The sequence below is a fragment of the Novosphingobium sp. NFX11 genome, from assembly GCF_057376415.1.
The window spans coordinates 290,414-315,130 of record NZ_CP080386.1; the positions used below are offsets into that span (position 1 = coordinate 290,414).

The window sequence follows — 24,717 nt, forward strand, 5'->3', positions numbered from 1 at the left end:
CGGCCAAGACGCCGACAGAACTATGTCCGATCCGGAGGTATTACTGGTCGATCTAGTGGTCAAGGTCTGACAGAAGAGTCCTGAAGTGGATTCCCGAAGTTTGCCGGTTGTGCGATAAGGGTGGATGCGCAGCGGTATCTCAATCAGCCTTTCCCCATCCGACCGAGACCGGCTCGATCGGATCATCAAGGACCGCAACTCGGCGCAGAAGCATTCATGGCGCGCCGAGATCGTGGTCCTGACGAGCGAGGGTGTCGGCACCAACGAGATCATGCGGCGAACTGGGACTTCGAAGACCTGCGTATGGCGATGGCAAGAGCGCTTCATGCAAGAAGGAGTCGAAGGACTGCTTCGCGACAAGACCCGTCCGTCGCGGATCCCGCCCTTGGCTCCCGAGGTGACCGACCGGGTCGTTGCTCGGACGCTCGAAGATCCGCCCGGCGAGACCACCCATTGGACGGCGCTGATGATGGCGAGCGAGGTTGGGATCAGCGTCAGTTCGGTGCAGCGGATCTGGCGATCTCATGGCCTGCAACCCCACCGCGTTCGCCAATTCAAGCTATCGAATGATCCGAAGTTTGTCGAAAAGCTTCGCGATGTCGTCGGGCTATATGTCTCGCCGCCCGCGCACGCGATCGTGCTGTCATTCGACGAAAAAAGCCAAATCCAAGCGCTCGATCGCTCGCAGCCTGGCCTCCCGCTCAAGAAGGGACGGGCCGGAACCATGACCCACGATTACAAGCGCAATGGCACAACCACGCTCTTTGCTGCGCTCAACGTGCTCGATGGCACCGTAATCGGCCGCAACATGCAGCGGCACCGTCATCAGGAATTCATCCGTTTTCTGAACCTGATCGAAGCACAGGTGCCCGCAGGAAAGGCGATCCACGTCATCCTCGATAACTACGCCGCCCACAAGCATCTCAAAGTGCGCGAGTGGCTCGGCCGGCACCCGCGCTTTACCTTCCACTTTACGCCAACCTCATGCTCATGGCTGAATGCCGTTGAGGGCTTCTTCGCCAAGCTGACCAACCGCCGTCTCAAACGCGGCGTCTTCCACTCGCTCATCGACCTCCAGGCGGCCATCAACCGCTTCCTTGCCGAGCACAATGAAAGCCCAAAGCCATTCGTCTGGACCGCAGACCCAGATAAGATCATCGCCGCCGTCAGGCGCGGGCATCAAGTGTTAGATTCCTGCCACTAGCTCGGGCACTTCCCTGCCGCTGGTCGCCTCCGCCGAGCGCTAGCAGCACAACGCCACATGAAATAGGGCGGTTGTTCGACCACCATACTTTTGTTACGTTTGCTGCGTCGACTCTAGGTGGCACTCAGACTCTGCGGCTTCGGGGCGGGTCGAAAATTCCAAGTCGGTCCGATCTGGCCAGCCATCGCTCGGCGCGGCGTTCGAAGACGGCAGCGCCAAACCCCGCGCGAATTTCGGCCGCGAACGCCTTGGCAACGACCATTCTTACAATGCGTGGAGAAAAGGATGAGTGATCTTGGTGGAAGCCCGTCGGGCGTCGCGACAGCTGAGGCGATGCCCGGCCTCGCTGATGCGCGGCGCGGCGCAAAGGACGAGATCGCACAGCATCTGGCGGCGATCGTCAGATCCTCCGACGACGCCATTCTGACGAAGGATCTGGATGGGACCGTCACCAGCTGGAACCGGGGAGCGGAACTGCTGTTCGGCTATCGCGCCGCCGAGATCATTGGCAAGCCGATCATGCTTCTCCTGCCGGACGATCGGCAGGACGAGGAGGCACCGATCCTGGAGCGCCTGCGCCGAGGCGAGCGCGTCCGTCATTACGAGACGGTGCGGCGCCGCAAGGACGGGAGTCCGGTAGCAATCTCGCTCAGCGTATCACCGCTGCGCGATGCGAACGGCACGGTCATCGGCGCTTCCACGATCGCGCGCGACATCACGGAGCGAAAGCATGCCGAGGAGCGGCAACGTCTGCTGCTGCGTGAGATGGATCATCGGATGAAGAACCTGTTCGCGCTGGCCGCCAGTCTCGTCGGCATGAGCGTGCGCGATGCTGCGAGCCCCCAAGAGCTGGCTTCCATCGTCCAGGAGCGCTTCAGCGCGCTCGCGCGTGCGCACGCCCTGACAATGCCGAAAGACCTTGCAGCCCGCGCCTTAGCCGGCACCAGCGATCCGGTTCGGCTCCACGTGCTGCTCCAAACAATCCTGGCGCCATATGAAAGCGCTGGCGGAGAGCATGGCCGGCTGCAGATCATCGGCGATGATGTCGCATTACCCGGAAACGCGATGACAACGATCGCTCTCATTCTCCACGAGCTCGCCACCAATGCCGCCAAATATGGCGCATTGTCGTCGCTTTCCGGCACCGTCACGGTCGAGTGCGTCGCGAAAAAGGATACGCTCACCCTGACGTGGGAGGAGCACGGCGGCCCTGAAAGCAATGGGGCGGGAGAAGAAGGGTTCGGCAGCTTGCTCGGGCGCCTGGCCAGCGGACAGCTCGGCGGCACCATCGAGCGCGAGTGGCGGCCAGAGGGGCTGCGGGTCACGCTAACAGTTCTGCGTGATCGTCTGAGATGATACTCTTCAGCCTATCTCTTCCGACTTAAGACCCGCTCGCTGCGGGTGAGCGCACGCCGGCTATCCGCTCGACGACCTGGCGCGCTGTGCGCGATGGCACGGCCAGGCCGATGCCGACATTGCCGCCATTCGGGCCGATGATCGCGCTGTTTACGCCGACAGCCTCGCCGCGCATGTTGATCAATGGCCCGCCCGAATTGCCGGGGTTGATCGGCGCATCGGTCTGGATGTAGCGGGCGCGACCTTCGGGCGAGCCGCGCAGCCCGCTGACGATCCCCGCCGTGACGGTCTGACCCACTTCGAACGGGTTGCCGATAGCGACGACATAGTCGCCGACCTGGGTCTTGTCCGAGTCACCCAACGGAAGCTGCTTCAACCCGCGCGCGGGAATGCGGAGCACGGCAATGTCGGTGCGCGGATCGCTGCCCAGGAGCTCGGCTTCGACCTGCCGGTCACCGATGCCAACGGCGATGGCACGGGCGTTCTCGACGACATGGTGATTGGTGACGACCAGCCCGCGCGCGGCATCGACCACGAACCCGGAGCCCGCCGAGATCCGTGGCGCCAGTGCCTCGTCGGGCACGCCGAGGAAGAAGCGATAATAAGGATCGCGCAACAGCGGGTTCTGCGCATAGGGCGACGCTTGCAGCACCGCGATGTTCACCACAGCGGGCGCGACACGCTCGACAAGCGGTGCGACCGTCAGCTGATTGAGCGGGACGGTGTCGACGGAGACCCGTGTGTTTTCCGGCGCAGTTATCGTTCCACGGTCGGAGTTGAGCCAGGCCACGCCCGCGCCGCCGGCCACGCCCGAGGCCAGGCCGATCGCTGCCAGCAAGGCCAGCCAGCCGGGGGCGAACGCAAGCCCGATCCATGTGAGCTCACGGGCGGCCATCCTCCCACTCGAGCGGGTCTGCGACCGCTGTGTCGGCGGTTTCGATGATCTCGCACAGTCGGGACACGGGCGCGGATATAGGGTGCGGCGACGCCGAAAAGTCCAGCGGATCGCCGCGAACTCGTGCGACGGCCTCGATCAGATCGGCCCGACCGCCGCCGGCCTCCAGTATTTCGATGGCGAAGCGATCCTCCAGCGATCCGGCGATCGCGATCACGTCTTCCCGCGTCATGCCGTCTCTCCTTTCGTTTCCTCCGGCCGCTGGCGCAGCCGCAGCCCGAATCCGATCAGCACCACGCCGGCGATGACAGCGTAGATCGCGATCACCCATGCAACCGACAGGATCGTGGCCGGAGGGTTCACATAGAGCGCCACGGGCACCGCGAGCCCGAGCAATATCGAGAGCGCACCCAACAGCCCGAGCAGCCACTCGCCTTCGATCTCCTTGCGCAGGCGGACCGCTGCAACGATTTCCAGCACGCCGGTGAGGATGGCCCAGGCGCTCAGCATGCCAAGCGTCGCCAGAGCATAGCTGATCGTCGCCACAAAGGGCACGGCCACGAATAAGACCGCGACCGCGATGCCGATGATGCCGCGCAGGATCAGCGTCCACCAGCGCTCTTCCTTACGGGTCGCGCCGCGCACGCCCGAGATCGTCGAAAGCAGGCCATCGACGCCGGCATAGGCGGCGAACACCATGGTGAAGGCGAACAGCGCGCTTACCGGAAACAGGAACGCGACCACGCCCAAGGTGAGCGCGAGAACGCCGCGGACGACAAACCATCCCCAGTTGCGGCTGAGCAGCGGTACGCCGGTGCGGGCGTCACTGCCCGCACCGGCATAGGGTAACGTGGCCGATATGCTCGTCATAGCTTGGCCTCCTTCATCACTCCTCGCGCTGGCCGAACACGCTCAGCAGCAGCTGGAACAGGTTGATGAGATCGAGATAGAGCGACAGCGCGCCCATCACCGCCAGCTTGTCCGCGCGCTCTGACCCAGCATAGGCAAGATACTCGCTCTTCAGGCGCTGGGTGTCCCAGGCGGTGAGCCCGGTGAACACCAGCACGCCGACGATCGAGAAGACGAGCTGGAGTGTCGTGGAACCGACGAACAGGTTCACCAGGCTGGCGATCACCACGCCGATCAACCCGACCATCAGGAAGGTGGACCAGCGCGACAGGTCGACGTTGGTCGTATAGCCCCACAGGCTCATGCCAGCGAACACCGCAGCCGCGCTGACGAAGGCGAGCGCAATGCTGGTGCCGGTGAAGACGAGGAAGATGCTCGCCATCGACACGCCCATCACGGCCGCAAAGGCATAGAACGCCGTGCGCGCTCCTGCTGTCGTCATCCGCTCGACGCGGAACGAGAAGAACAGCACGAAGGCCAAGGGTGCGAAGATCGCCACCCATTTCAGCGGCGTACCGAAGATCGGCTGGTAAAGCGCGGGCGTGCTGGCGATCAGCAGCGCGACGAGCGCGGTGATACCGAGGCCCAGCGCCATGTTGCGATAGACACCGAGCATGTGCCGGCGAAGACCTTCATCGTAGGTGGCCGCGCCTCCCGAGCGCGCCGACGATGGCGGCGGGTAGGTCATAGGGTCAAAATTTCTATTCATGCCTCACTCCATTGATCTTCAAGTCAATGAGGCACTCGGCCAGCTTCGCCTTGAAGCTGCGCGATCCTGCACCGAGCGCACTCGATGCGGTCCGACATCGCGGAGGCTTTGCAGCCGCCGCCAGAGGAGCCCGGTCCGCAGGCAAGATCTTGTAACCGCTTCTGTAAATTCAAGAGCACGCGCGGGCAAAAAGTGTGTGCGCAAAAACCTCTTGAAAGCCCTCGACGCGCACCTAGATTTTCGTTGCCGGACGCCGTTCGGGTCCGGTGGACATAGAGAGCGTCGGCTCTTACGTTACCGGCGCCTCTCATGCCCAGATCGCTTCATAGGAGGATTTGGAAATGAGAACTGACTTTGACTTCGCGCCCTATCGGCGCTCGACCGTAGGCTTCGATCGCCTCTTCAACCTGCTCGAAGCAGGCACCCGTGAAGACGATGGCTATCCGCCCTTCGACATCCTGAAGGATGGCGAGGACAGCTATCGCATCACGCTGGCAGTCGCCGGCTTCCGCCCCGAAGACATCGAGGTGGTGGCCCAGCAGAACCAGCTCACCGTCACCGGCAAGCGTGCCGAAGATAACGGTAAGGGTGACTATCTGCATCGCGGCATTGCCGCGCGCGCCTTCGAGCGGCGGTTCCAGCTTGCCGACTTCGTGGAAGCCGGCGATGGCAGCTTCGAGAATGGCTTGCTGAGCATCGCGCTCAAGCGTGTCGTTCCCGAGGCGATGAAGCCGCGCAAGATTGAGATCAGCGGCAGCAAGCCTGCCCAGGATCGGATTGAAGCGCCCAGGGATGAGGCCCTCGAAGCGGCCTGATCCTTGGTTTACCTGGCTTGCCGGCGCCGCACTCAGCGGACCGGCAGGCCTTACCCTTCCAGCCAGAAAAGGAGATGACCATCATGGCTTTTCGTGATCTCATTCCCTGGAGCCGGCAGGAGAACCGGCTCCCCGTCCCGGTCAGCGCCGAGCGCGGCCGCGACAATGATACCAATCCGCTGCTCTCGCTACACCGCGAGGTAAACCGACTGTTCGACGACGTCTTCCGCGGCTTCGGCGTGCCCGCCTTCGCCGGCCTCGACCGCACTGCCGGCTGGCCCCATGTCGAGCTCGGCGAGACCGACAAGGAAATCCGCGTCACGGCGGAACTGCCTGGCCTCGACGAGAAGGACGTGGAGATCATCGTCGAAGACGGTGCGCTGACGCTTCGCGGCGAGAAGCGGTCCGAGGTCGAAGACAAGGATCGTGGCTATACAGAACGCAGCTACGGCAGCTTTGAACGGCGTATCGGACTGCCGCAGGGCGTCGATCGTGACCACGCCGACGCAACTTTCAAGAACGGTGTGCTCACCGTCACCCTGCCGAAGTCGGAGGCGGCGAACGAGAACGTGCGCCGCATTCCGGTCAATGCGGGCGCCGCATGACCGGCAGGCCCGGGACTTCGGTCCCGGGCCGAGCTTTCTTTTCCGGCGGCGGTTCTGGAGGTTTAGCCCAGCGTTACCATCGACAATCGCCGGCTGGCCCTGAGTCACTCGGGCGCGTTGGCCCTGGAAGCTGTCGCGATCATCAAGCCAATGCCGATCGCCGTCACCCAAACGGGCCGGGCGCAAAAAGGCATGTGGCGGCTACGCTTGCGCGGCGCTGGGGTCCCCGCGCCGATCCTCTGACAGGCTGGAGCGGTGGCGGCGATGCGCCAGATAGAGCTTCGCTTTGCAGCTCTCGAAGATGCGGAGCGTTATTGCCGGGGCGAAGGTCTTCGGTTCGTAGTCCGCGGCTCATCGGCTTGGCTCGAGCGATTTCTCCGCGCTGCGACAGATCACCGCCGCGGCCATGTTGCCGGCCAAGCCGACCGCATCCGCGATGCTGCCGGAACTAATCTGTATCGGCCGCATTGTGTCATCAATGCTGGTTGCCTGAGCATAATCTTATCGCCGCACCAGGCGCGACATTGTTTCGGTGAGGAGCGGCAATGGAACAGCAGAAGATATTGATCGCAGAAGACGACCCGGTGATCCGAATGATGATCGAGGACGCTCTGAACGAGGCGGGATATGCGGTCTGCTCCACCGCATCCGGCGAGGAAGCAAGAGGGCAGCTCAACACCAACGGACAGGATATCGTCGGTTTAGTCACCGATATCCGTATGCGGGCGCTATCGGGCTGGGATTTAGCCCATCTGGCCCGTGAAGCCAGCGCTGAAATGGCGATCGTCTATGTGAGTGCGGATAGTGGCGCCGAATGGCCAGTTCATGGTGTCCCCGAAAGCGTATTCGTGCAGAAGCCGTTTGCCGCAGCACAAATCGTCACCGCCCTGTCCAATCTTCTCAACAAGACGAGTTGAGACGCGCGCGAATAGAACTGCTTGCCATCTTCGCCAGCCTCCCAGGGACCGCTACGGTGCAGCGTCCAGCGCACGTAACACGCGGTCGAGCACGGCTGCATTCGAAGCGACCTTGGGCAGCGCTTGCCGCGCAAAGTGGCGCAGCCGCGCGATGTCGCGACGCGGCAGTCGTAATGTGATCAACGTCTGGCCGAGCACGTCATGGGGCACCCTCTGCGCCGCCTTGCCCGATTTCAGGAAATGATCGAGCAGCCGCTTGCGGTCAGCGAAACTCCAGCCGAGCTTTTCCAGATCCTCCGGCGGCACCGACAGCAGCGCGAGCGCAAACTCCATGATGTCGTCGAACGGCAACGCAACGCGGACGCGGCGGCCGCCACGCTCGCGCCACTTTCGCAGCGGCCCGCTCGTCATTGTAACCTGATGACGCCATCGACAGCGCGCCACTCGGTCGGACGAACAAGCTGGTCGTGCGCGATCTGCACCGAGTGGAGCGCCGCCTCAATTTCCCGGCGCCAATGGTCGAGGAAGTCGAACAGGACCGGGAAATCGGGCGCGAGATCATACTCCTGCCAGACGTACAGCTGAAGCAGCGAGGGGGCGTCCGGCCGGTAATAATGAACCTCAGCCGTAGTCAGCCCATAGCCGTGCAATTGCGAGAGGAAAGCCCGATCGCTCATTGAAGCTGGCTACCCAGAATCCCTGCCTTCGTCGAGCGACCGCATGGCGGCGAGCACGTCATCGATCGGCACGGCGCGCTTCGCGCCCAGCGGCTTGCGAAGCGCCGGCCTGTCTCGCACGGCGGACCGATCCGAGGCCCAGGATGCGAGGATCGCGCGCTTCACCTCCGGTTCCAAGTCCGGGTGACGCGCAACGTCGAAGGGATGAAGAAAACGTTCAAACGGCTGCGACATGGCCAAATCTCCTTTCCTTGTGTCGCTCTACTATGACTGCGGCGAGGAATGCCGCGCGGACAAATTTTGGTGCGACGGCCGAGCGCGTCAAGATCATGTTCGGACACCAACCGTCTGCCCTTGAACGCGCTTTGGCACTTGGCATCTACGAGTGCCAAAAAATCTTGTTCCACCTCTTGAACGAGAAAATCGCTTCAATTAATTTTGCGAGACCTGTCGTTCGGATGAACGTCAGGGTTGTCACATCATGTTTTGCATCTGGAGGTTCTGCCATGCATTTCCGTCCCTTGCACGACCGTGTGGTCGTCCGCCGCATCGAAGCCGAGGAGAAAACCTCGGGCGGCATCATCATCCCAGACACCGCCAAGGAAAAGCCGCAGGAAGGCGAGGTTGTGGCCGTTGGGCCCGGCGCCCGCGACGATAACGGCACGCTCGTCGAGCTGTCGGTCAAGGCCGGCGATCGGATCCTGTTCGGCAAATGGTCGGGTACCGAGGTCAAGATCGACGGCGAGGATCTGCTCATCATGAAAGAGAGCGATATCCTCGGCGTGATCGACAACGTCGTCCCGCTCAAGCAGGCGGCCTGATCGGCCGCCTTTATCCCTCGAACATTCAGGAAGGACATAGAAAGGAGTAGCAGCGATGGCTGCAAAGGAAGTCAAATTCGCCTCGGACGCGCGTGATCGCATGCTGCGCGGCGTTGATACGCTCGCGAACGCGGTCAAGGTGACCCTGGGCCCGAAGGGCCGCAACGTGGTCATCGAGAAGTCGTTCGGCGCTCCGCGCATCACCAAGGACGGTGTCACCGTCGCCAAGGAAATCGAGCTCGCCGACAAGTTCGAGAACATGGGCGCGCAAATGCTGCGCGAGGTAGCATCCAAACAGAACGACAAAGCTGGCGACGGTACGACAACGGCCACCGTCCTCGCCCAAGCGATCGTACGCGAGGGCTCCAAGGCCGTCGCTGCCGGCATGAACCCCATGGACATCAAGCGGGGCATCGACCTTGCCGTCAATGCCGTCATCAGCGATCTTGAGACGCACGCCAGGCAGGTCAGCGCCAACAGCGAGATCGCGCAGGTCGCGACGATCTCGGCCAATGGCGACGAAGAGGTCGGCCGCATTCTCGCCGAAGCGATGGAGAAGGTCGGCAACGAAGGTGTGATCACAGTCGAGGAAGCCAAGAGCCTGGCGACCGAACTTGAGACTGTGGAGGGCATGCAGTTCGATCGCGGTTATCTTTCGCCATATTTCGTCACCAACGCCGAGAAGCTCCGGGTCGAGCTGGACGATCCCTACATTCTCATCCACGAAAAGAAGCTGTCGAACCTGCAGGCACTCGTGCCGCTGCTCGAAAAGGTGGTTCAGTCCGGGCGGCCGCTTCTGATCATCGCTGAGGACGTCGAGGGCGAAGCGCTGGCGACGCTGGTCGTCAACAAGCTGCGTGGTGGCCTTAAGATCGCCGCGGTCAAGGCACCAGGCTTCGGCGACCGCCGAAAGGCGATGCTCGAGGATATCGCGATCCTCACTGGCGGCAACGTCGTTAGCGAGGAGCTTGGCACCAAGCTTGAAAGCGTCACGATCGATATGCTTGGCCGCGCCAAAAGATCACCATCGACAAGGACAACACCACGATCATTGATGGCGTCGGCACCAAGGCCGATATCGACGGCCGCGTCGCGCAGATCCGCCAGCAGATCGAGACGACCACCTCCGACTATGACCGCGAGAAGCTGCAGGAGCGGCTGGCCAAGCTCGCCGGCGGCGTTGCCGTGATCCGCGTCGGCGGTGCGACCGAAGTCGAGGTCAAAGAGAAGAAGGACCGCGTCGACGATGCACTGCATGCCACCCGCGCCGCCGTCGAGGAAGGTATTCTACCCGGTGGCGGCGTGCCGCTGCTGCGCGCGCTGAAGGCGCTCGATGGCCTCAAGGCAGCCAACGACGATCAGCAGTCTGGCATTGATATCGTCCGCCGGGCGCTCCGCGCCCCGGCCCGCCAGATCGCCGAGAATGCCGGCGAGGACGGTGCCTGGATCGTCGGCAAGCTGCTCGAAGCCGAGGACTATAACTGGGGCTTCAATGCGGCCACCGGCGAGTATCAGGATCTCGTCCAGGCTGGCGTGATCGACCCGGCCAAGGTCGTTCGCACGGCGCTTCAGGATGCAGCTTCGGTCGCATCGCTCCTCATCACCACCGAAGCGCTCGTCGCCGAGGTGCCCAAGGAGGTCAAGCCTGCACCGGCGCCGGCCATGGACTATTGATGAGTGGTGGGGAGCTCGCGCGGGCTCCCCACCATTTTTCTCGCGGATTACGGCAATGGCGATCATGGCCCGATGCATCTCTTCGGTGGTGCCGATCTGGTCGCGCTGGATCCCGGTCCTCGGGCTGGCGTCGCTACTAGTCCATCCCTTCAGATTCGAAAACGGCGGCCTGATCGGCGCCAGTATCCTGCTCGTGGGCTGCATTCTCGCCGCCGTACACCACGCAGAAGTCGTCGCGCACAAGGTCGGCGAGCCGTTCGGCACATTGATCCTGGCCGTTGCCGTCACGGTGATCGAGGTCTCGCTAATCCTCTCGATGATGCTCACCGGCACCGCAAACCCGACTTTGCCGCGGGACACTGTGTTTGCGGCGATCATGCTCATTCTCAACGGCCTGGTCGGCGTTTGCCTTTTGATTGGCGGTCTGCGTCATCGCGAGCAGCGCTTCGTGCTCGAAGGCGTCAACGCAGCGCTTTGCGTGCTGGCGGCAACCGCAACGCTCGTGCTCGTTCTGCCCAGCTTCGCAGTGCCGGCAGGTGCGCTGAGCTATTCGAAGGCCTATCTCGCGTTCACTGCTGTCGTATCGGCTGCTCTGTATGCCATCTTTGTTTTTGTTCAGACCGTTCGTCACCGAGATTACTTTTTGCCGCCAGGCGGCGGCGATCTGACAACAGACGCGCACGCAGCGCCGCCGAGCACGGGCCAAGCCATGCGGTCGCTTGCGTTTCTGCTTCTAGCGCTGGTTGACGTCGTCCTTCTTGCCAAGGCTTTATCCCATCCGCTTGAAGCAGCCGTCGCTTCGGTTGGTTGGCCCCGAGCTATGGTTGGGATCGTTATCGCGGCTCTGGTACTGGCGCCTGAAAGCCTAGCAGCGGTGCAGGCGGCGCGGCGCAACCGCCTCCAGACGAGCCTGAATCTGGCGCTCGGATCCGCACTGGCGACAATCGGTCTTACCATCCCCACAATTGCGATCGCCGCATTGATGCTCGATCACCGGACCTCGTTTGCCATCGACAGCAAGGATGTCTCACTTCTCGCCCTTTCACTACTTGTCGCCATCATTTCGTTCGGGACAGGTCGCACGACGATCTTGCAGGGAGCGGTCCATCTTGTACTGCTCGCCGCGTACATTTTCACGGCAATCATACCGTAGCCATCGGTTTAGGCACAGGGTGGGTCAGCTTGCCAACCACACCTCGTTTATAATGCGTATCCGCACCATTTGTGGAGCACTGTGGGACTGAGTGTGGGGCAGAGCGGTAGATATTTAATTTTATTTTGAATTCAAACCCTTGGTCCACCTGAAAAATCCCTACCGCTCAGACGCCGCCAATCGGCTATAACCAGTATGTGCAGCATATATTTCGAAGAAAGCCCCTCGGTTATGCCTCCATGGTTGAGACTTCGCCGTTGCACAATCGAGACCCGAACACATCCGCTGCTGCCATCTACGCGAAATAATGCGATTCTCAGCCAAAATCGGTGATTACCCGGTGATTACTTTCATGAATCTGCACCGCGGCATGAGGAATTTTTCTTATTCAGAAACAATATCTTATGTGGAACTTGTCCATATGGTGTGGTACCTCACGGCTCGGCCGGGAAGTGCCGATCGCCACCACCTGCTCGCCGCCATCGATCCGCAAGGCGCAGAAGCGCAGCGAGCGCGCACCCAGGCCGCGGCTCTGGAGAACCTCGGCGAGATCCTTCAGAAGATCATGCATGACCTGACCAATCTCATCGGCCGTGCCGATCGGTTCGAGCAGACGTCGTTCCACCGCTGGGGTGACGATATCCTCACGCGGCGTGATCGGCTCAGCCTTGCCGCCGAGCGCCTGATCGAGCCGATCGATGGCGGCGAGACCCAGCCTGCGTGCCAAAGGCCCGCGCGCAACGGGAAGCAGGTCGGCGATCGTCTCGAAACCGAACTTGCGCGCAGCGGCCAGCGCGCCGCTTTCGAGGCGCAGCGCCGCGACCGGAAGCGGCGACAGCGCCTTCAGCACGCCGGCGGGGGGATGATGGCGATGTCATCGCGGCCGTAGCGGGCCAGTGCGTGCGCGGCGCCGGGCGTATCGGCTATCGCGATGCGCGCTGTGAACCCGGCGCGGCGGCAGAAGGCCCGCAGCCGCTGGCAGAAGCGTTCCTCTCCGCCATGCAGGTGCGCGGCACCGGTCAGGTCCAGCCAGATCCCGTCCGGCGGCGAGACCGCGACGACCGGTGACCAGCGGCGAATGCCGAACAGGGCGAGGCGATCGAGCAGCGCAGCATCCGCCTCGGGATCCGCCGCGCGAAAATCGAGATCGGAGACGAGCGCACGGGCGTGGGTTGCCGCCATGCCGACATGGATGCCCAATGCTCTCGCCGCCGGACAGGCCGCAACGATCTCGTCGCGGCGGCCGACCTTGCCGATGAGCGCCAGCGGAGCAGCCATGACCTGCGGTGCATCGCCCTCCTGCTGCGATACCACTGAAGAGACCGTCCGCTTGAACGGATGCTCGGCGGCCTCGGAGCGCCGTCCCAGCTCCCGCATCGGCGGCTTGGCGTGCAGCGGCAGCGCCGCGCTCTCGCGCTCGACATCGACGCCTGAGCGGTCCTCGCCCCTGACCGCGCCCTGCCCTTCTCCAGCCTGCCGCTCGCGAGCCCAGCGCGCACCCGGTCGCCATCCGCCCCCACGAGGGACCGAGCAGGCACCGGGATTGTCGTCGACGGGAAGCTGGAGTGCGCGCGGCTCAGGCCGCGGCGCGGCGAACCGGTCCTGCCGTCTCAGCCGTTCGATGGCGAGGAACGGCAGGAACAGCGAGACGACCCGTCGCATCGCATCCCTCCACGATCAGGGAAAAGCCCTCGCCGCCGCGCTGGCGTGCCAGTTCGACCAGCCAGCGCGGGCGGCCGACGCCGGCAACGGCGAGCCACTCGGAGGACGCGCTGGCAATCCGCCAGCGTGTCCAGGCGGCCGATGGTTCGAGAAGCGGATCGCGGTCTCGTCCCCGATGGCGCCGGAGCAGAAGCACCGGGAGATCCGCCTCGGCGGCGGCAAGCTGCAGCCGGCGGGTGGCAACCATTGAAACCTTGCTGACTTCAGCGACGACGGCGGCAGGCGTTCCATCGCGCAACGCGTCCTCGACCACGGCGAGCACCGCCGCATCGTCGCGCGGCTGCGCGTGGATGACATCCGCGGAAGCGAGGCCCGCCTGTTCCAGGCCAGGGGCATAGAGGTCATTGCGGCAGCTGACCCACAAGACCGGCGCAGCGGCGCGGCGGGCTTCGCGCGCGGCGATGCCCGCAAGGAACAGGGTAGCGGCCGCGTCATCGACCAGCGAGCAGGTCAGCGCCGTCGCTTCGTGCAAGGCGCCGGCTCGCAGACCACCACTGGCCAGACGCGCATCCAAGGCATCGGCGCCGAACGGGATGATCCGATGATCGGCGATCGGCGATCGGCGTCGCTATGGCGCGAAGGGCATCGATGCCCATCTGCATGTGAGACGGAACAGGGGTCATTGTGATTCTCGAGACTCGAGCTTGTTCTTTTTATGTTCTCACTTCGAATGGCGCGCGGTCAACCAGTTTGAATCGCCCCCACGTCCGAAATGGGGACAACCCTGTGCAAGCGACGCTCTACCACCAGCTTCCGAAACGGATCTGGCTCGCGCCTGTTGGATAGGAGAAAACGCAAGCAATCCGGACGAGCGGGATGCGGAACGCAAGGCGCGCTTCGGCGTCAACTTCCGCCATCCCGACACGGGCGTTTGGGACAGAACGATCATTCCCGAGAACGGTTATTAAAGGCAAGATTCGGGAAAGTCTGTAGTTCCCGGATGCTCAGGTCAGGGCTCGTGAAGGGCCGGGACCAAATCGCGGGCCCCGCTGATAATTCGTTGTACGATGACGATAGCCCTGTTCACGGTATATGCGATCAACATGCGATGTCCGAATGTTAGTGTTCTCAGACCTGCAATCAACTTGTCGCGAGGGGATCCGCAGTGAGCAAAATCAGCCAACGCGGCAATGCGCTCTTCGATTTTGGCAAGGTAGCCGTTTGCAGTGGGCAGGTCAGTTTCCGCTCTCACCCCTTTGGTGAAGTGTGATCAGATCTTTTGATCGCCAAAGCCGACAACTGGACGTTGTAGGTCATGCCTGGGCGACGGAAGCCCGTACCTGAGCGAAGGCCTTGTCGAGCACCATTGGGGGGCGAGGGTCGGCCAAAGCCTCCGCAACGCGAACCCGGATCAGTTCATCCAGTACCGCCTCTTCACGATCTAGCGCGCGCAGGCCTGCTCGCATCACTTCACTATCGAGGCATATCGACCGGAAGCCAGATGTCGTTCAGCATGCGATGCCATCTCACCGAGCGTTACCGAAATTGCTTTCGCGGCCATGCTTACCTGCATTCAATATGATTTTATCATACCGATTATTTCGCGGGGAAGCTGGTGACTGATTAACGGGATAATCCCAGGAGAGATGCTCCGCGTGAAGGCCACTGTCGGCTCCCGGCGAGCGGGAACTGACTCTTGGGCCTGAGAAGATCGACACCTGCCGGGCTGGCAGACCGTCAGCAGCTGGGTGTCACGAAGTGGATGTTGAGAGTCTGCAACGGTTCTTCGTCGGGTGCTCCTAGACCGACACAGGTGAGGCGGCGTGATCCTCCGCACCGAAGAGCTTCAGATAGCGTTCGATCTCTTTTGGATCACCCGTCGCTTTGGCGGGATTGTCGGACAGCTTGACAGCGGGCCGGCCATTGGCGCTCGTGACCTTGCAAACCAGCGAGATAGGTTCCAGCGCAATGCCGCCATCTGGGTCGCAACCGCGAAAGTCATTGGTGAGATTGGTGCCCCAGCCAAAACTCATGCGCACGCGGCCATGAAAATGATGATAAGTTGCCTCGATGCTGTCAACGTCCATGCCGTCGGAGAGGATCAGCAGCTTCTTGCGGGGATCGACGCCCTGTTCCTGCCACCAGCGGATAATCTGCTCCCCTCCTTCGATCGGCGGCGCGCTATCAGGACGGAAACCTGTCCAGTCGGCAATCCATGCAGGGGCGTTCTTCAGGAAGGCGCTGGTGCCGAAGGCATCTGGCAGGGCAATCAGCAGATTGCCATTATAATGGGCACGCCACTCCTCCAGCACCTGATAGGGCGCCCGCGCCAGTGCCGTATCATCTTCGGCCAGCGCCGCGGCGACCATGGGCAATTCATGCGCATTGGTGCCAATCGCCTCTAAATCGGCGTCCATGGCAAGAAGGACGTTTGAGGTGCCGATGAAGCGATTGCCAAGCCCTTCTTTCAGCGCTTCCACGCACCAGCGCTGCCAGAGGAAACCATGTCGCCTTCTTGTCCCGAAATCCGACAGGACGAGGTCGGGCAATTCCTTCAGCCGCTCGACCTTCTCCCACAGCTTCGCCTTCGCGCGCGCATAGAGGATATCGAGTGCGAACCGCCCCTTGTCGCGCATCGCGGCGCGCGACTTCAGCTCGTTGAGAATGGCGAGAGCGGGTATCTCCCACATGGTCGTGTGCGTCCATGGCCCCTCGAACCGAAGCTCATATTGCCCGTCGACCTTGCGCAGATCATAGTCGGGCAAGCGGAAGTCGGCGAGCCACGCGATGAAGTCCGGGCCGAACATCTGCTGCCGCCCGTAGAAGCTGTTGCCCGCTAGCCAGATCAGTTCCTTTTTGGCGAAACGTATCTCCCGCGCATGGTCGAGCTGGGCGCGCAGCTCTCCCTCGTCTATGATGTCGGCAAGGCGCACTGACCTCGTGCGGTTGATGACCGAGAAGGTCGCGTGCACGTCCGGATGGATGTGCCGGATCATCTGCAGCATCAGCAGCTTGTAGAAATCGGTGTCCAGCAGGCTACGGACGATAGGGTCCAGCCGGAAATTATGGTTGTAGGTGCGGGTCGCAATATTGGTGACGGCCATGATGTATCCCTGTCCGGTGACCAGCCTCAACGTTTGGGGCGCTGGCGACAAGATCACTGTCCGCCCCCAGTCGAAGGCAATGAAATCCTGCTCCATGCCGTCGGCAAAGATGGCACCGCCATCGTTCATGCGAGAGGTGACGACCAGCGGCGTGTCCGTCAACTTCGCACCGCGCATATGCGTGGCCGTGGCGACGCTGGGGAACGGCTCGCGCACCCAATAGGCGACGGCGCGCTCCTCCCTCCCAAGCGCAAGGTCGATCCCGGTGGCTTCCGCAATCGAGCGCGCCCAACCTGTGGCGCCTGTGCCCGATGCGACGATCAGGCCCGACGAGCTGTGGTCTTCCGCTTCGCCGCCGGCCTCGATCCGATAGCGGGCCGACTGGTGACTGCGATGTCCCACGAACATCTCGTTGAGCGCGGTCAGCGTCTGACCACTGTCGAGGGCTGCCTGCACCCTGGGTCGCTGCTCGATGGTCGCAGCGCCCACGATACTGGCCGGGAGCAGTTCGCCGAATTTCTCGACTGCGATCCGGGCCAGGACGCCGTCATAGAGCTCCGGCGATGGATTGACCCCGATCACTGGCTGCTCGGCCAGATATTTGGAGACGTTGGCGACGAGGCCATCCTGTCCCACCGGGACCACCACATCATCGGGCGCGAAGAGGAAGCGGTCGAGGTCAGCGCGTTTCACTAGCGCCTGCCGCCATTCCGCCGGCACCGCGCCCGCGCCGTTGCCAGTATCGCATGGAAGCGATGATGGCCCTCTTCGACCGTCTCGATCCTCTGGCCACGCGTTTCCAGGAAGAAGCGCGCCTGATCGCGCGTCGCGGGGCGAGCGACAAGCAGTTCATAGCCAGTCTCCGGGGTCACGAAGACGGCGCGGGGCGTTGCGGCGGCCACGGTGTCCTCCTAGCGCGTCTCGATCATCGCCGGAGCTTTACGAAACTCGCAAAGCAGCGTCGCCAGCAGATCGGGGGTTATGTTGACATGCTCGATGGTCTCCAGCTTCCCGGCCAGCTGCTGCGCAGCAAGGCCCATCAAAATGGCGGGCGGCAGGTCGCGATAGACGGCAATGCGCTGTTGCTCCGCATCGGTCTTCGCACCCTCAACGGTACGGACACGCTCCGCCTCTGCCGCTGCCTCGACCTGGCCGCCCTCAGCAAGACCTGCCGCGCGGCTGCGGGCATTGTCCGCTTCCTCCGCAATTAGCAGTTTTTCGCGCCGAGCGAGCTCGGTTTTGGTGGCCAGCTCGTTTTCGCCGATGGCACGTTCCTTCTCAACCGCCAGCGCGCGACGCTCGAACATGGCCTCGTCCGTCTTTTGCTGGAGCGCCTCGAACGTCAACGTCTGCGGCGCCCGTTCCAGTTCGCTGCTCGGTACAAGGTTGGTGAGGCAAACCGCGGCGGCCGGCGCCGGATCGTTCACCAGGGCGGTCTCCAACCTGACGCGCAGTGGCTCCGGTCCGGCATCCAGCAGGGCGCGCACCGGCGCCTGTGCCAGATTCAAGCACGGCCTGATTGGCGATGCCGGTGATCCGCGCCTCGATCCGCTCAATCGGCTCGCCCTGTGTCCGACCACTGGCGAGGTTGATCGAGAAATCGACGCGCTCCGCCAGCCGCTCCGGCTCCGTGACGTGCCAGCCGATGGCCCCTGGACCGATACGGTCTGGAAATCCTGGCTGCGTCCTTTGACGAACAGGGTCATCTCACGGTCGTCCATGGGAATCTCTGCGATGCTGGCGGTCTCCGGACGAAACCAGAAGACGAGGCAGCGGACGCTCTGCCGGATACGACCGTTGCGGAAGCGGATGATGTGGCTGCTCGCCTCCGCACGGAGCTGGCCGACGAGACCGAGATTGCGAATGGTGGCCATAATATCCTCCCTGGGATCAAGGCAGCCGTTGGAAACCAAAGAGTTCGGCGGGTCGGTAAGAAGTCCCCACTTTTCGGGTGCCCGTGGCGATGAGCCAGCCCTTGTCGATCATTCGCCGACGAAAAGCGGGTTTGTTAAGCGCAATGCCTAGGATCGCCTCATGCACATCCTGCAGCTGGGCGCGCAGATTTCGGCCACCTTCGACCTCACGATCGATGGATGGCTCGCTCGCCTACGGCGCTAGCGAACCTTCCTGTCCGAACCGGTTTTTTCCCCATGCCCCAACAGTGAGGCGAATGGGGGAACGGCCGCGGCGCCCTGCGGGTTGAACAGGACTCGACCGGAGCGGACATGGCAAAAGCTTCAACACCGAAAACGGCATCGACATCGGCGGAAGAGCGGCTTGGCAAATATCGCGCCAAGCGTGATTTCGCGCGAACCGCTGAGCCCACAGGAACTGCCGCGCCGACGGCGGGCAATGGCTTTGTCGTACAAAAACATGCCGCCAGCCGCCTCCATTATGATTTTCGCCTGGAGCTGGACGGCACGCTGGTCAGCTGGGCGGTGACGCGGGGACCAAGCCCCAATCCCGACGACAAGCGCCTGGCAGTCCGCACGGAAGACCATCCGCTGGATTACGCCCGTTTCGAGGGAACGATCCCGAAGGGCGAATACGGCGGTGGCACGGTCATGCTGTGGGACAATGGTACCTGGGAGCCGGTGCCGGGAAAGAGATCCGAGCGAGACTTTGGTCGAAGGCCATCTGCATTTCACGCTGCGCGGGCGCCGGATGCAGGGCGAGTGGGTCATGTTTCGCCTCAAGCCTCGCGGGAGAGAAAAGGGTGAAAACTGGATTCTTCGCAAGGTCGAGGATGAGCATGCTGGTGGCTCGGACGATCTGATCGGGGTGCATCTCACGAGCGTCGACAGCGGCCGAACAATGGAAGAGATCGCCGCAGGCAAGACGATCCGGAAACGCAAGGCATCAGCCAAGGCGACGTTGATGAAACCTTACATGGCTGCGCCGGGTCAGAGCCAACGCAAGAAGAGGAACGGACAGCTGCCGCCCTTCCCACCGGTCCAGCTTGCGGCCCTCGTCGATCACGTGCCGTCAGGCGATCGCTGGCTGCACGAGCTGAAATACGACGGCTACCGAACGCTCATAGCCGTGGGGGCGGCGAAGGGCGTGCCTATACGCGCTCCGGTCTCGACTGGTCGGATCGCTTTGCAGGCCTGATTGCAGAGGCGGCCCAGCTTGACGTCACCAGCGCGTTGATCGACGGCGAGGCTGTAGTCACGCTCGCCGATGGTCGGACCAGTTTCCAGGCCCTCCAGGCCGCGCTGAAGGACAATCCGGGCGCAATCGACTATTTTGCCTTTGATCTGTTGGAGGTGAACGGCAAGGACCTGACCGGTCTGTCACTGATCGACCGCAAGGAAAGGCTGGCCACGCTCCTGGCAGAGCAGAAGGGGCGCCTGCGCTACTCCGACCATATCGTCGGTGATGGAGAGAAGCTGCTGACGAGCTTTTGCGATGCCGGGTTGGAAGGCGTGATCTCGAAACGCACCGACGCGCGGTACAGCGGTTCGCGCAGCGGAAGCTGGGTGAAGACCAAGTGCATACGCCGTCAGGAATTCGTGATCGTTGGCTGGACACCTTCGGACAAGCAGCGCGGATTCCGCTCGCTGCTGCTCGGCGTGAACGAGCATGGCCGGCTTCGCTATGCGGGCAAAGTGGGCACCGGCTTCACCGGCGACGAGATAGAGAGGCTGTTGGAGATCATGGCCCCGCTCACCCAGAAGGAGCCTACTGTCGAGGCGCCGCGCGCCGCGGTACGCGGGGCTCGCTGGATCAAGCCGAAGCTTGTCGCGGAAATCGCGTATCTGGAGTTCACTGATGAGGGCGTCTTGCGTCACCCCAGCTATCTCGGGCTGCGCGAGGACAAGAAGCCGGAGGCGGTGGTGATCGAGAAGGAAGCAGCGATGGACGTGGCCACTGCTGCCCCGGCCAGCACCGTGAAGATCAGCAACCGCGAACGGGTGATCTTTCCCGAAGGCAAGCTTACCAGGGGTCAACTGGCGGACTATTACGAAACCGTCGCGCCCATCATGCTGCCATGGGCCGGGAGCCGGCCGATCAGCCTGGTACGCTGCCCCCAAGGCCGGGCGAAGAAGTGCTTTTTCCAGAAGCACGACGCCGGCAGCTTTGGCGATGCAGTCAGGCAGGTGGGTATCCGGGAGAAGGATGGGCATGAAGAAGCCTATCTCTTCGTTGATACGCCGGCCGGCCTACTCACTTGCGTACAGATGGGCACGATCGAATTTCATGGCTGGGGGCGCGCATCGAGGATGTCGAGAAACCCGACAGGCTCGTTTTTGACCTCGATCCTGACGAGGGCCTGGGCTTCAAGGAGGTCGTGTCAGCCGCCTTCCAAATGCGTGATCTTCTGGCCGAAATGGGCCTTACGACCTTCCCGATGGTGACCGGTGGGAAGGGCGTTCACGTTATCGCGCCGCTCACCCCCTCGGCGGATTGGCCAATGGTGAAAGACTTCGCCCACCGCTTTGCCATGGCGCTGGAGCAGTCGGAGCCGGCCTGCTTCACCGCCGCCCTTTCAAAGGCCAAACGGACGGGACGGATCTTCATCGACTATCTGCGAAACCAGCGCGGCGCGACCGCCGTCATGCCCTACAGCGCGCGCAACCGTGAACATGCGCCGATCGCGGTCCCTGTCACCATGGGACGAACTGCGCGATCTCGATAAGCCATCACGCTGGCATATCACTGATGGGGCCGAAATGCTTAAGCGCGCAAACTCGAAAGAACTCGCGCTTTGGGGACGGGCCGATCAGACGCTCCCTGATCTTTAAACGGGACCGAATGGCTCAACGACCTTTTGGCTGGGCGAGCGCCTGTTCAAGAGCGCTCTTCAAGGTCTCTTGTGTAAATGGCTTCTGAATGACCAGGTCATTGCGGTAGGATGGATCGAGCCCCTCTTTTCCATATCCTGTGGCGAAAACGAACGGAATACCGCGCATACGCAAAATGTCAGCAACCGGGTAACTTCGCCCACCCGCCAAATTAACGTCCAGTACGGCTGCGTCGATTTGATATGTCGCGGCCAGTTCGAGAGCCTGCGCCGCGCGCGCGACGGGACCAACGACGACGCACCCGAAACTCACCAGAATATCCTCGACGAGCATGGCGACCATTGCTTCGTCTTCCACGATGAGGATGCGACGCTGGGCTAATTCGCTGCTCATCCCGTAAGCTCAGCGGTGGGTATCTCGATATGACAAACCACCCCTGCCCCGGGATAATCCAGCGTCACCGTCCCGTTGAGTTCGTACGACAGACCGCTCTGAAGCAGACGGGTTCCAAAGCCACGCTGGGTCGGCGGCGTCACCGGCGGCCCACCGCTCTCCTGCCACAGCAAATGCAGGCCGTCGGGATCCCTGTTCCATTCAACGGCCACATGCCCTGTAGCGTTGGACCACGCTCCGTACTTCACTGCGTTGGAGGAGAGCTCGTGCAGGGCCATGGCGATAGCGAGTGCCTGCTGCGGTCTTACCCAATGCTCAGCGCCGTTGATCTGCAGCCGATCTGGAGCACGCGTGTCGGCGAAGGGCGCAAGAGCATCGCTGACGATCTCGGCAAGGTCGGCGTTTTCCCAATTCGTCCGTGTAAGGACCGAGTGAACATTGGACAAGGCGATCAGCCGGCCTTCAAACGCCCGGCGAGATGCCGGTGTCGCAGCGTCGCCCCTGAACGTTTGGGCGGCGATGGACTGGATGGTGGCGAGTGTATTCTTCACCCGGTGATTGAGCTCATTGATGAGAAGCCGCTGATGCTCCTCAGCCCGTCTGATCTCCGTGATATCGCGGGTGGTGCCGGCGATGGCCTCGACTTGGCCGGAAGCGTCGAAGACGGGCATGAAGATGTAATCGTATGTCCGCCATCCCAGCGTTGCATGGGGAAAGCCAACCTCGCCCCGAATACCTTTGCCGGTTGCCAGCACCTTGTCGATTTCGCGCTCGTGCATCTCGGCGTGCCAAGGTTCGTACCCGTTTTCCAGCAGGGATTTGCCGACCGATTCGTCGAGCGATTTCCCCCACATATCGAGGAGAGCGCGGTTCGCGAAGGTGAAGCGGTAATCACGATCAAAGGCGTAGATTAGGTCGGGCGTAGCGGAAATCAGTTGCTCGTAAAGGCGCTTCTGCTCGGCGAGCTTCTCGCCCATCTCGTCCACCCATGCCTGGGCCTCGCGGCGCGCTGTAATGTCTCTAGCCGCGCCGAACCATTCGACGATTTCGCCATCGTCGTCCAGTACAGGCACCGCCCTCGAATGGGTCCATCCCACGGACCCGTCTAGCCGCCGGACGCGGTGCTCCAGGTCGAAAACCTCCTTTCTCTCAATCGCCTGCACCACTCGTTCTCGCACGGCGGCCTGATCTTCTGCGAAAAGATAATCGTCCATCCAACCCTGGCGGGGTTCACTGGCGCTTACCAGGAAGCCGCGCCCGTCAAGTTCTTGTAATTGTGACCAATCTGGGCTCATGCGATAGACAACATCCGTGCTAGCTGTGACAAATGCTCTAAAGCGTGCCTCGCTCGCGCGCAGCGCAGCGATCTGCGTTTCGCTTTCCCTGTTTGACGTCGCCACAGCTGTCCCCATTGGCCCAAGTGCTCGATTTCGTAATTCGTGTCGTAACGCCTGGAACGCATGCATGCTCCATCCCATTTTGAAGCAACAGTCTGATTTTGGCGCCGAGGGGTCAGCCCCTTAAAATGATCGATCGGCGCGTGCTTTGTAGCGTCGGGATTATTCCGTTGATGGGCTCTCGAACTCGGACGTCAGCGATCTAGATTTCGACGCGGCGGCCTCGCCGTCCGAGAGGAAATCATTGTCAAGAAAGGAGGTATGCAGTGCCCCTCTCTCCTGGTGAACACCCATTCGATCAGGGTGCCCGGCCTCAGCTGGAACCTGAGGTTCTACATGCCATCGTCAGTCGATGGCCGTCCGATAACCGGCAACCACCTCGCCCCTTGTGGCGGAAGAGGCATCCAAACGATGCCCCTTCCAATGCGTGACAGGGAGGTGCGTGATGCCGGAAAAGCTATACCGCTACTTCGCACGTGAGTTGGACGGTCTGGAGGCGGCCTTGTTACTGACCTCATCGGCACTTTGGGTAAGGGCCGACATGGCTTTATTGCGCAGGTTCAGGTCGATCACGACAGGCCAAATGCAACGGTGGTCGGAAACGCTTGCGGATATTGGAGAGCCTAGTCCCAGGATCGCCGCGTGAATATTGAGCTTGCCAGCTCTTCGCGGCCCGTCAAAGGAGCCCGGACCTTGCATGGAAGCGACGAGGTCCGGGACGGCCTTACCGCTACCTGCCTTCCCCCTCACCCATGCTTGGGGATGCCGCCCACCAGCGACGGCCCGACCGGAAACAGTCGAGGCACCCGTCAACAAGTCGGCGTGCGATGTGCCGATTGCCCGGCATGGCTCGGGGACCTCTGACCCATGATGGTTTTGTGAATGGTGCTGGAATCCGGCGAGGCGCGCAGGCCATCATCCCCCTCGATCCATGATGGCTTCAGTGCGCTTCGGAAGGCAAGCAGGCGGTTTCTTGCAGGCGCTGGTATCCCTCTGGAGGAAGCGTTCTGGACAGATGAGCGCGCTTATCGTGATGGCGCCGTCACCAGGGCCCTGCGCGCTGCCGCTTCGCAAGGACAGTATATTCAGGGCTTCCTTGCGATCTACGCCGATGAGGTTCGCTCCCCCTGCTCTACAGCCAGAACGCTCTTCCGTTGCGTGTCCGCGAGGTCATCGATACCCCCTTGGTGTCGACGGGCCTTTCCTCGTTCTGGTGGTGTGCGAGCTTGCAGAAAATGACGATGCGCCCGGTCCCCCGCTACGCCCAGCCAATCTATCGAGCCCAGCGGTTCATTCCCGTCGCATCGGAGTTCGAGCGCGACGTTCTGAAGGTCCTGGGGCACCTTCAAACAGCACGTGAGAGCTCGATGCCTAAGTCACCAGGGAAACCTCCGATTGCGCGTTCTCCCATGATCAGACTGGGCGTACCGCGACAATCACTCTTGTGGCCACCAACCAAGCGGGCAAGCAGTGTTGAGCGCCACTTGGCAGCGGTGCCGTGTCCACTTCATGCGTAACGCGTTGGCACACGCCGGCAAGAGTGGCCGCCGCGTCGTCTTGGCGTTCATCGCCACAGCATGACGCTTGAGAGCGTTGCGGGATTAAGCGATAACAGCGCCATCACGTTGCCCCACATGGCAGCCTGATCACCCGGCTTGGCCGGAGATCGACGTGGCCACGC

General features: G+C 62.2%; 21 protein-coding genes and 7 pseudogenes. 10 read left to right on the plus strand and 18 right to left on the minus strand.

Going from position 1 to position 24,717, the window contains the following annotated elements; all coding sequences use genetic code 11:
* Nucleotides 1–124: 124 nt before the first annotated feature.
* Complete coding sequence (locus tag KZO24_RS27985; RefSeq protein ID WP_486486303.1) at nucleotides 125–1,204, plus strand: IS630 family transposase; 1,080 nt, start codon at nucleotides 125–127, stop codon at nucleotides 1,202–1,204.
* A 285-nt stretch (nucleotides 1,205–1,489) separates the two neighbouring features.
* Entirely contained in the window at nucleotides 1,490–2,560 is a 1,071-nt protein-coding gene (locus KZO24_RS27990) for a PAS domain S-box protein (protein ID WP_486488322.1), read from the plus strand.
* A 25-nt stretch (nucleotides 2,561–2,585) separates the two neighbouring features.
* Here the strand turns inward: KZO24_RS27990 and KZO24_RS27995 are convergent, their stop codons facing one another.
* Genes KZO24_RS27995 through KZO24_RS28010 form a run of 4 tightly spaced genes read right to left on the minus strand, consistent with a single transcriptional unit; the run spans nucleotide 2,586 to nucleotide 5,052 of the window.
* The gene (locus tag KZO24_RS27995; RefSeq protein WP_486488323.1) at nucleotides 2,586–3,398 is read right to left on the minus strand and encodes a trypsin-like peptidase domain-containing protein; all 813 of its coding nucleotides are present in this window, start codon (nucleotides 3,396–3,398) and stop codon (nucleotides 2,586–2,588) included.
* A gap of 43 nt (nucleotides 3,399–3,441) precedes the next feature.
* Nucleotides 3,442–3,687, minus strand: coding sequence for a hypothetical protein (locus KZO24_RS28000; protein ID WP_486488324.1), 246 nt, complete (start codon nucleotides 3,685–3,687; stop codon nucleotides 3,442–3,444).
* Entirely contained in the window at nucleotides 3,684–4,325 is a 642-nt protein-coding gene (locus KZO24_RS28005) for an HdeD family acid-resistance protein (RefSeq protein WP_486488325.1), read from the minus strand. Before KZO24_RS28005 ends, KZO24_RS28000 begins: the two co-directional genes overlap by 4 nt.
* A 16-nt stretch (nucleotides 4,326–4,341) precedes the next feature.
* Complete coding sequence (locus KZO24_RS28010; RefSeq protein ID WP_486488429.1) at nucleotides 4,342–5,052, minus strand: Bax inhibitor-1/YccA family protein; 711 nt, start codon at nucleotides 5,050–5,052, stop codon at nucleotides 4,342–4,344.
* 362 nt (nucleotides 5,053–5,414) lie between these two features.
* Between KZO24_RS28010 and KZO24_RS28015 the strand changes: the two genes are divergently transcribed.
* The 3 genes from KZO24_RS28015 (at nucleotide 5,415) to KZO24_RS28025 (ending at nucleotide 7,410) form a co-directional block, all read left to right on the plus strand.
* On the plus strand, nucleotides 5,415–5,888 hold the full coding sequence (locus KZO24_RS28015; protein WP_486488326.1) for an Hsp20 family protein: 474 nt from the start codon (nucleotides 5,415–5,417) through the stop codon (nucleotides 5,886–5,888).
* Nucleotides 5,889–5,971: 83 nt separating this feature from the next.
* Complete coding sequence (locus tag KZO24_RS28020) at nucleotides 5,972–6,493, plus strand: Hsp20/alpha crystallin family protein (protein WP_486488430.1); 522 nt, start codon at nucleotides 5,972–5,974, stop codon at nucleotides 6,491–6,493.
* 545 nt (nucleotides 6,494–7,038) lie between these two features.
* Nucleotides 7,039–7,410, plus strand: a complete 372-nt coding sequence (locus KZO24_RS28025) for a response regulator (protein ID WP_486488327.1) — start codon at nucleotides 7,039–7,041, stop codon at nucleotides 7,408–7,410.
* A gap of 51 nt (nucleotides 7,411–7,461) precedes the next feature.
* Here KZO24_RS28025 and KZO24_RS28030 read toward each other — a convergent pair whose 3' ends face one another.
* The 3 genes from KZO24_RS28030 to KZO24_RS28040 are packed head-to-tail and all read right to left on the minus strand — an operon-like array spanning nucleotide 7,462 to nucleotide 8,321.
* The gene (locus KZO24_RS28030) at nucleotides 7,462–7,821 is read right to left on the minus strand and encodes a hypothetical protein (protein WP_486488328.1); all 360 of its coding nucleotides are present in this window, start codon (nucleotides 7,819–7,821) and stop codon (nucleotides 7,462–7,464) included.
* Nucleotides 7,818–8,087, minus strand: a complete 270-nt coding sequence (locus KZO24_RS28035; RefSeq protein WP_486488329.1) for an usg protein — start codon at nucleotides 8,085–8,087, stop codon at nucleotides 7,818–7,820. The genes KZO24_RS28030 and KZO24_RS28035 overlap by 4 nt, the downstream gene beginning before the upstream one ends.
* A gap of 9 nt (nucleotides 8,088–8,096) precedes the next feature.
* Nucleotides 8,097–8,321: a hypothetical protein gene (locus KZO24_RS28040; RefSeq protein ID WP_486488330.1), complete on the minus strand. Its 225-nt coding sequence runs from the start codon at nucleotides 8,319–8,321 to the stop codon at nucleotides 8,097–8,099.
* Nucleotides 8,322–8,593: 272 nt separating this feature from the next.
* Between KZO24_RS28040 and groES the strand changes: the two genes are divergently transcribed.
* The 3 genes and pseudogenes from groES (at nucleotide 8,594) to KZO24_RS28055 (ending at nucleotide 11,735) form a co-directional block, all read left to right on the plus strand.
* Nucleotides 8,594–8,908, plus strand: a complete 315-nt coding sequence (gene groES, locus KZO24_RS28045; RefSeq protein ID WP_133494694.1) for a co-chaperone GroES — start codon at nucleotides 8,594–8,596, stop codon at nucleotides 8,906–8,908.
* 55 nt (nucleotides 8,909–8,963) lie between these two features.
* Nucleotides 8,964–10,582 (plus strand): annotated as a pseudogene (groL, locus tag KZO24_RS28050) (chaperonin GroEL).
* A 55-nt stretch (nucleotides 10,583–10,637) separates the two neighbouring features.
* The gene (locus tag KZO24_RS28055; protein WP_486488331.1) at nucleotides 10,638–11,735 is read left to right on the plus strand and encodes a calcium:cation antiporter; all 1,098 of its coding nucleotides are present in this window, start codon (nucleotides 10,638–10,640) and stop codon (nucleotides 11,733–11,735) included.
* 388 nt (nucleotides 11,736–12,123) lie between these two features.
* On the opposite strand, the gene KZO24_RS28060 is transcribed toward KZO24_RS28055, so the two are convergent.
* From KZO24_RS28060 to KZO24_RS28095, 8 genes and pseudogenes are all read right to left on the minus strand, one after another.
* Nucleotides 12,124–12,585: a DNA polymerase Y subunit UmuC family protein gene (locus KZO24_RS28060; protein WP_486488332.1), complete on the minus strand. Its 462-nt coding sequence runs from the start codon at nucleotides 12,583–12,585 to the stop codon at nucleotides 12,124–12,126.
* Nucleotides 12,579–13,397, minus strand: a complete 819-nt coding sequence (locus KZO24_RS28065; RefSeq protein ID WP_486488333.1) for a Y-family DNA polymerase — start codon at nucleotides 13,395–13,397, stop codon at nucleotides 12,579–12,581. The genes KZO24_RS28060 and KZO24_RS28065 overlap by 7 nt, the downstream gene beginning before the upstream one ends.
* Nucleotides 13,312–13,992 carry an ImuA family protein gene (locus KZO24_RS28070; RefSeq protein ID WP_486488431.1) on the minus strand — a complete coding sequence of 227 codons (681 nt, stop codon included), beginning with the start codon at nucleotides 13,990–13,992 and terminating at the stop codon, nucleotides 13,312–13,314. Before KZO24_RS28070 ends, KZO24_RS28065 begins: the two co-directional genes overlap by 86 nt.
* A 414-nt stretch (nucleotides 13,993–14,406) precedes the next feature.
* Nucleotides 14,407–14,649: a type II toxin-antitoxin system RelE/ParE family toxin gene (locus tag KZO24_RS28075; protein ID WP_486488334.1), complete on the minus strand. Its 243-nt coding sequence runs from the start codon at nucleotides 14,647–14,649 to the stop codon at nucleotides 14,407–14,409.
* Between the two features lie 547 nt (nucleotides 14,650–15,196).
* Nucleotides 15,197–16,501 (minus strand): nicotinate phosphoribosyltransferase, encoded by a 1,305-nt coding sequence (gene pncB, locus KZO24_RS28080; RefSeq protein WP_486488432.1) that lies wholly within the window; start codon nucleotides 16,499–16,501, stop codon nucleotides 15,197–15,199.
* Between the two features lie 12 nt (nucleotides 16,502–16,513).
* Nucleotides 16,514–17,403 (minus strand): annotated as a pseudogene (locus KZO24_RS28085) (NAD(+)/NADH kinase); the annotation flags it as partial.
* Between the two features lie 9 nt (nucleotides 17,404–17,412).
* Nucleotides 17,413–18,375 (minus strand): annotated as a pseudogene (locus KZO24_RS28090) (SPFH domain-containing protein).
* 16 nt (nucleotides 18,376–18,391) lie between these two features.
* Nucleotides 18,392–18,553: pseudogene (locus KZO24_RS28095) on the minus strand (NrtR DNA-binding winged helix domain-containing protein); the annotation flags it as partial.
* Between the two features lie 173 nt (nucleotides 18,554–18,726).
* On the opposite strand from KZO24_RS28095, the pseudogene ligD reads away from it, so the two are divergent.
* Nucleotides 18,727–21,246: pseudogene (gene ligD, locus KZO24_RS28100) on the plus strand (DNA ligase D).
* A 15-nt stretch (nucleotides 21,247–21,261) separates the two neighbouring features.
* On the opposite strand, the gene KZO24_RS28105 reads toward ligD, so the two are convergent.
* The 3 genes and pseudogenes from KZO24_RS28105 to KZO24_RS28115 form a co-directional block, all read right to left on the minus strand.
* Nucleotides 21,262–21,639 (minus strand): response regulator, encoded by a 378-nt coding sequence (locus KZO24_RS28105; RefSeq protein ID WP_486488335.1) that lies wholly within the window; start codon nucleotides 21,637–21,639, stop codon nucleotides 21,262–21,264.
* Nucleotides 21,636–22,616 carry a sensor histidine kinase gene (locus KZO24_RS28110; protein WP_486488433.1) on the minus strand — a complete coding sequence of 327 codons (981 nt, stop codon included), beginning with the start codon at nucleotides 22,614–22,616 and terminating at the stop codon, nucleotides 21,636–21,638. Before KZO24_RS28110 ends, KZO24_RS28105 begins: the two co-directional genes overlap by 4 nt.
* A 75-nt stretch (nucleotides 22,617–22,691) precedes the next feature.
* Nucleotides 22,692–23,117 (minus strand): annotated as a pseudogene (locus KZO24_RS28115) (PAS domain-containing protein); the annotation flags it as partial.
* Nucleotides 23,118–24,506: 1,389 nt separating this feature from the next.
* Between KZO24_RS28115 and KZO24_RS28120 the strand changes: the two are divergent.
* Nucleotides 24,507–24,614 (plus strand): annotated as a pseudogene (locus KZO24_RS28120) (transposase); the annotation flags it as partial.
* Nucleotides 24,615–24,717 lie beyond the last annotated feature (103 nt).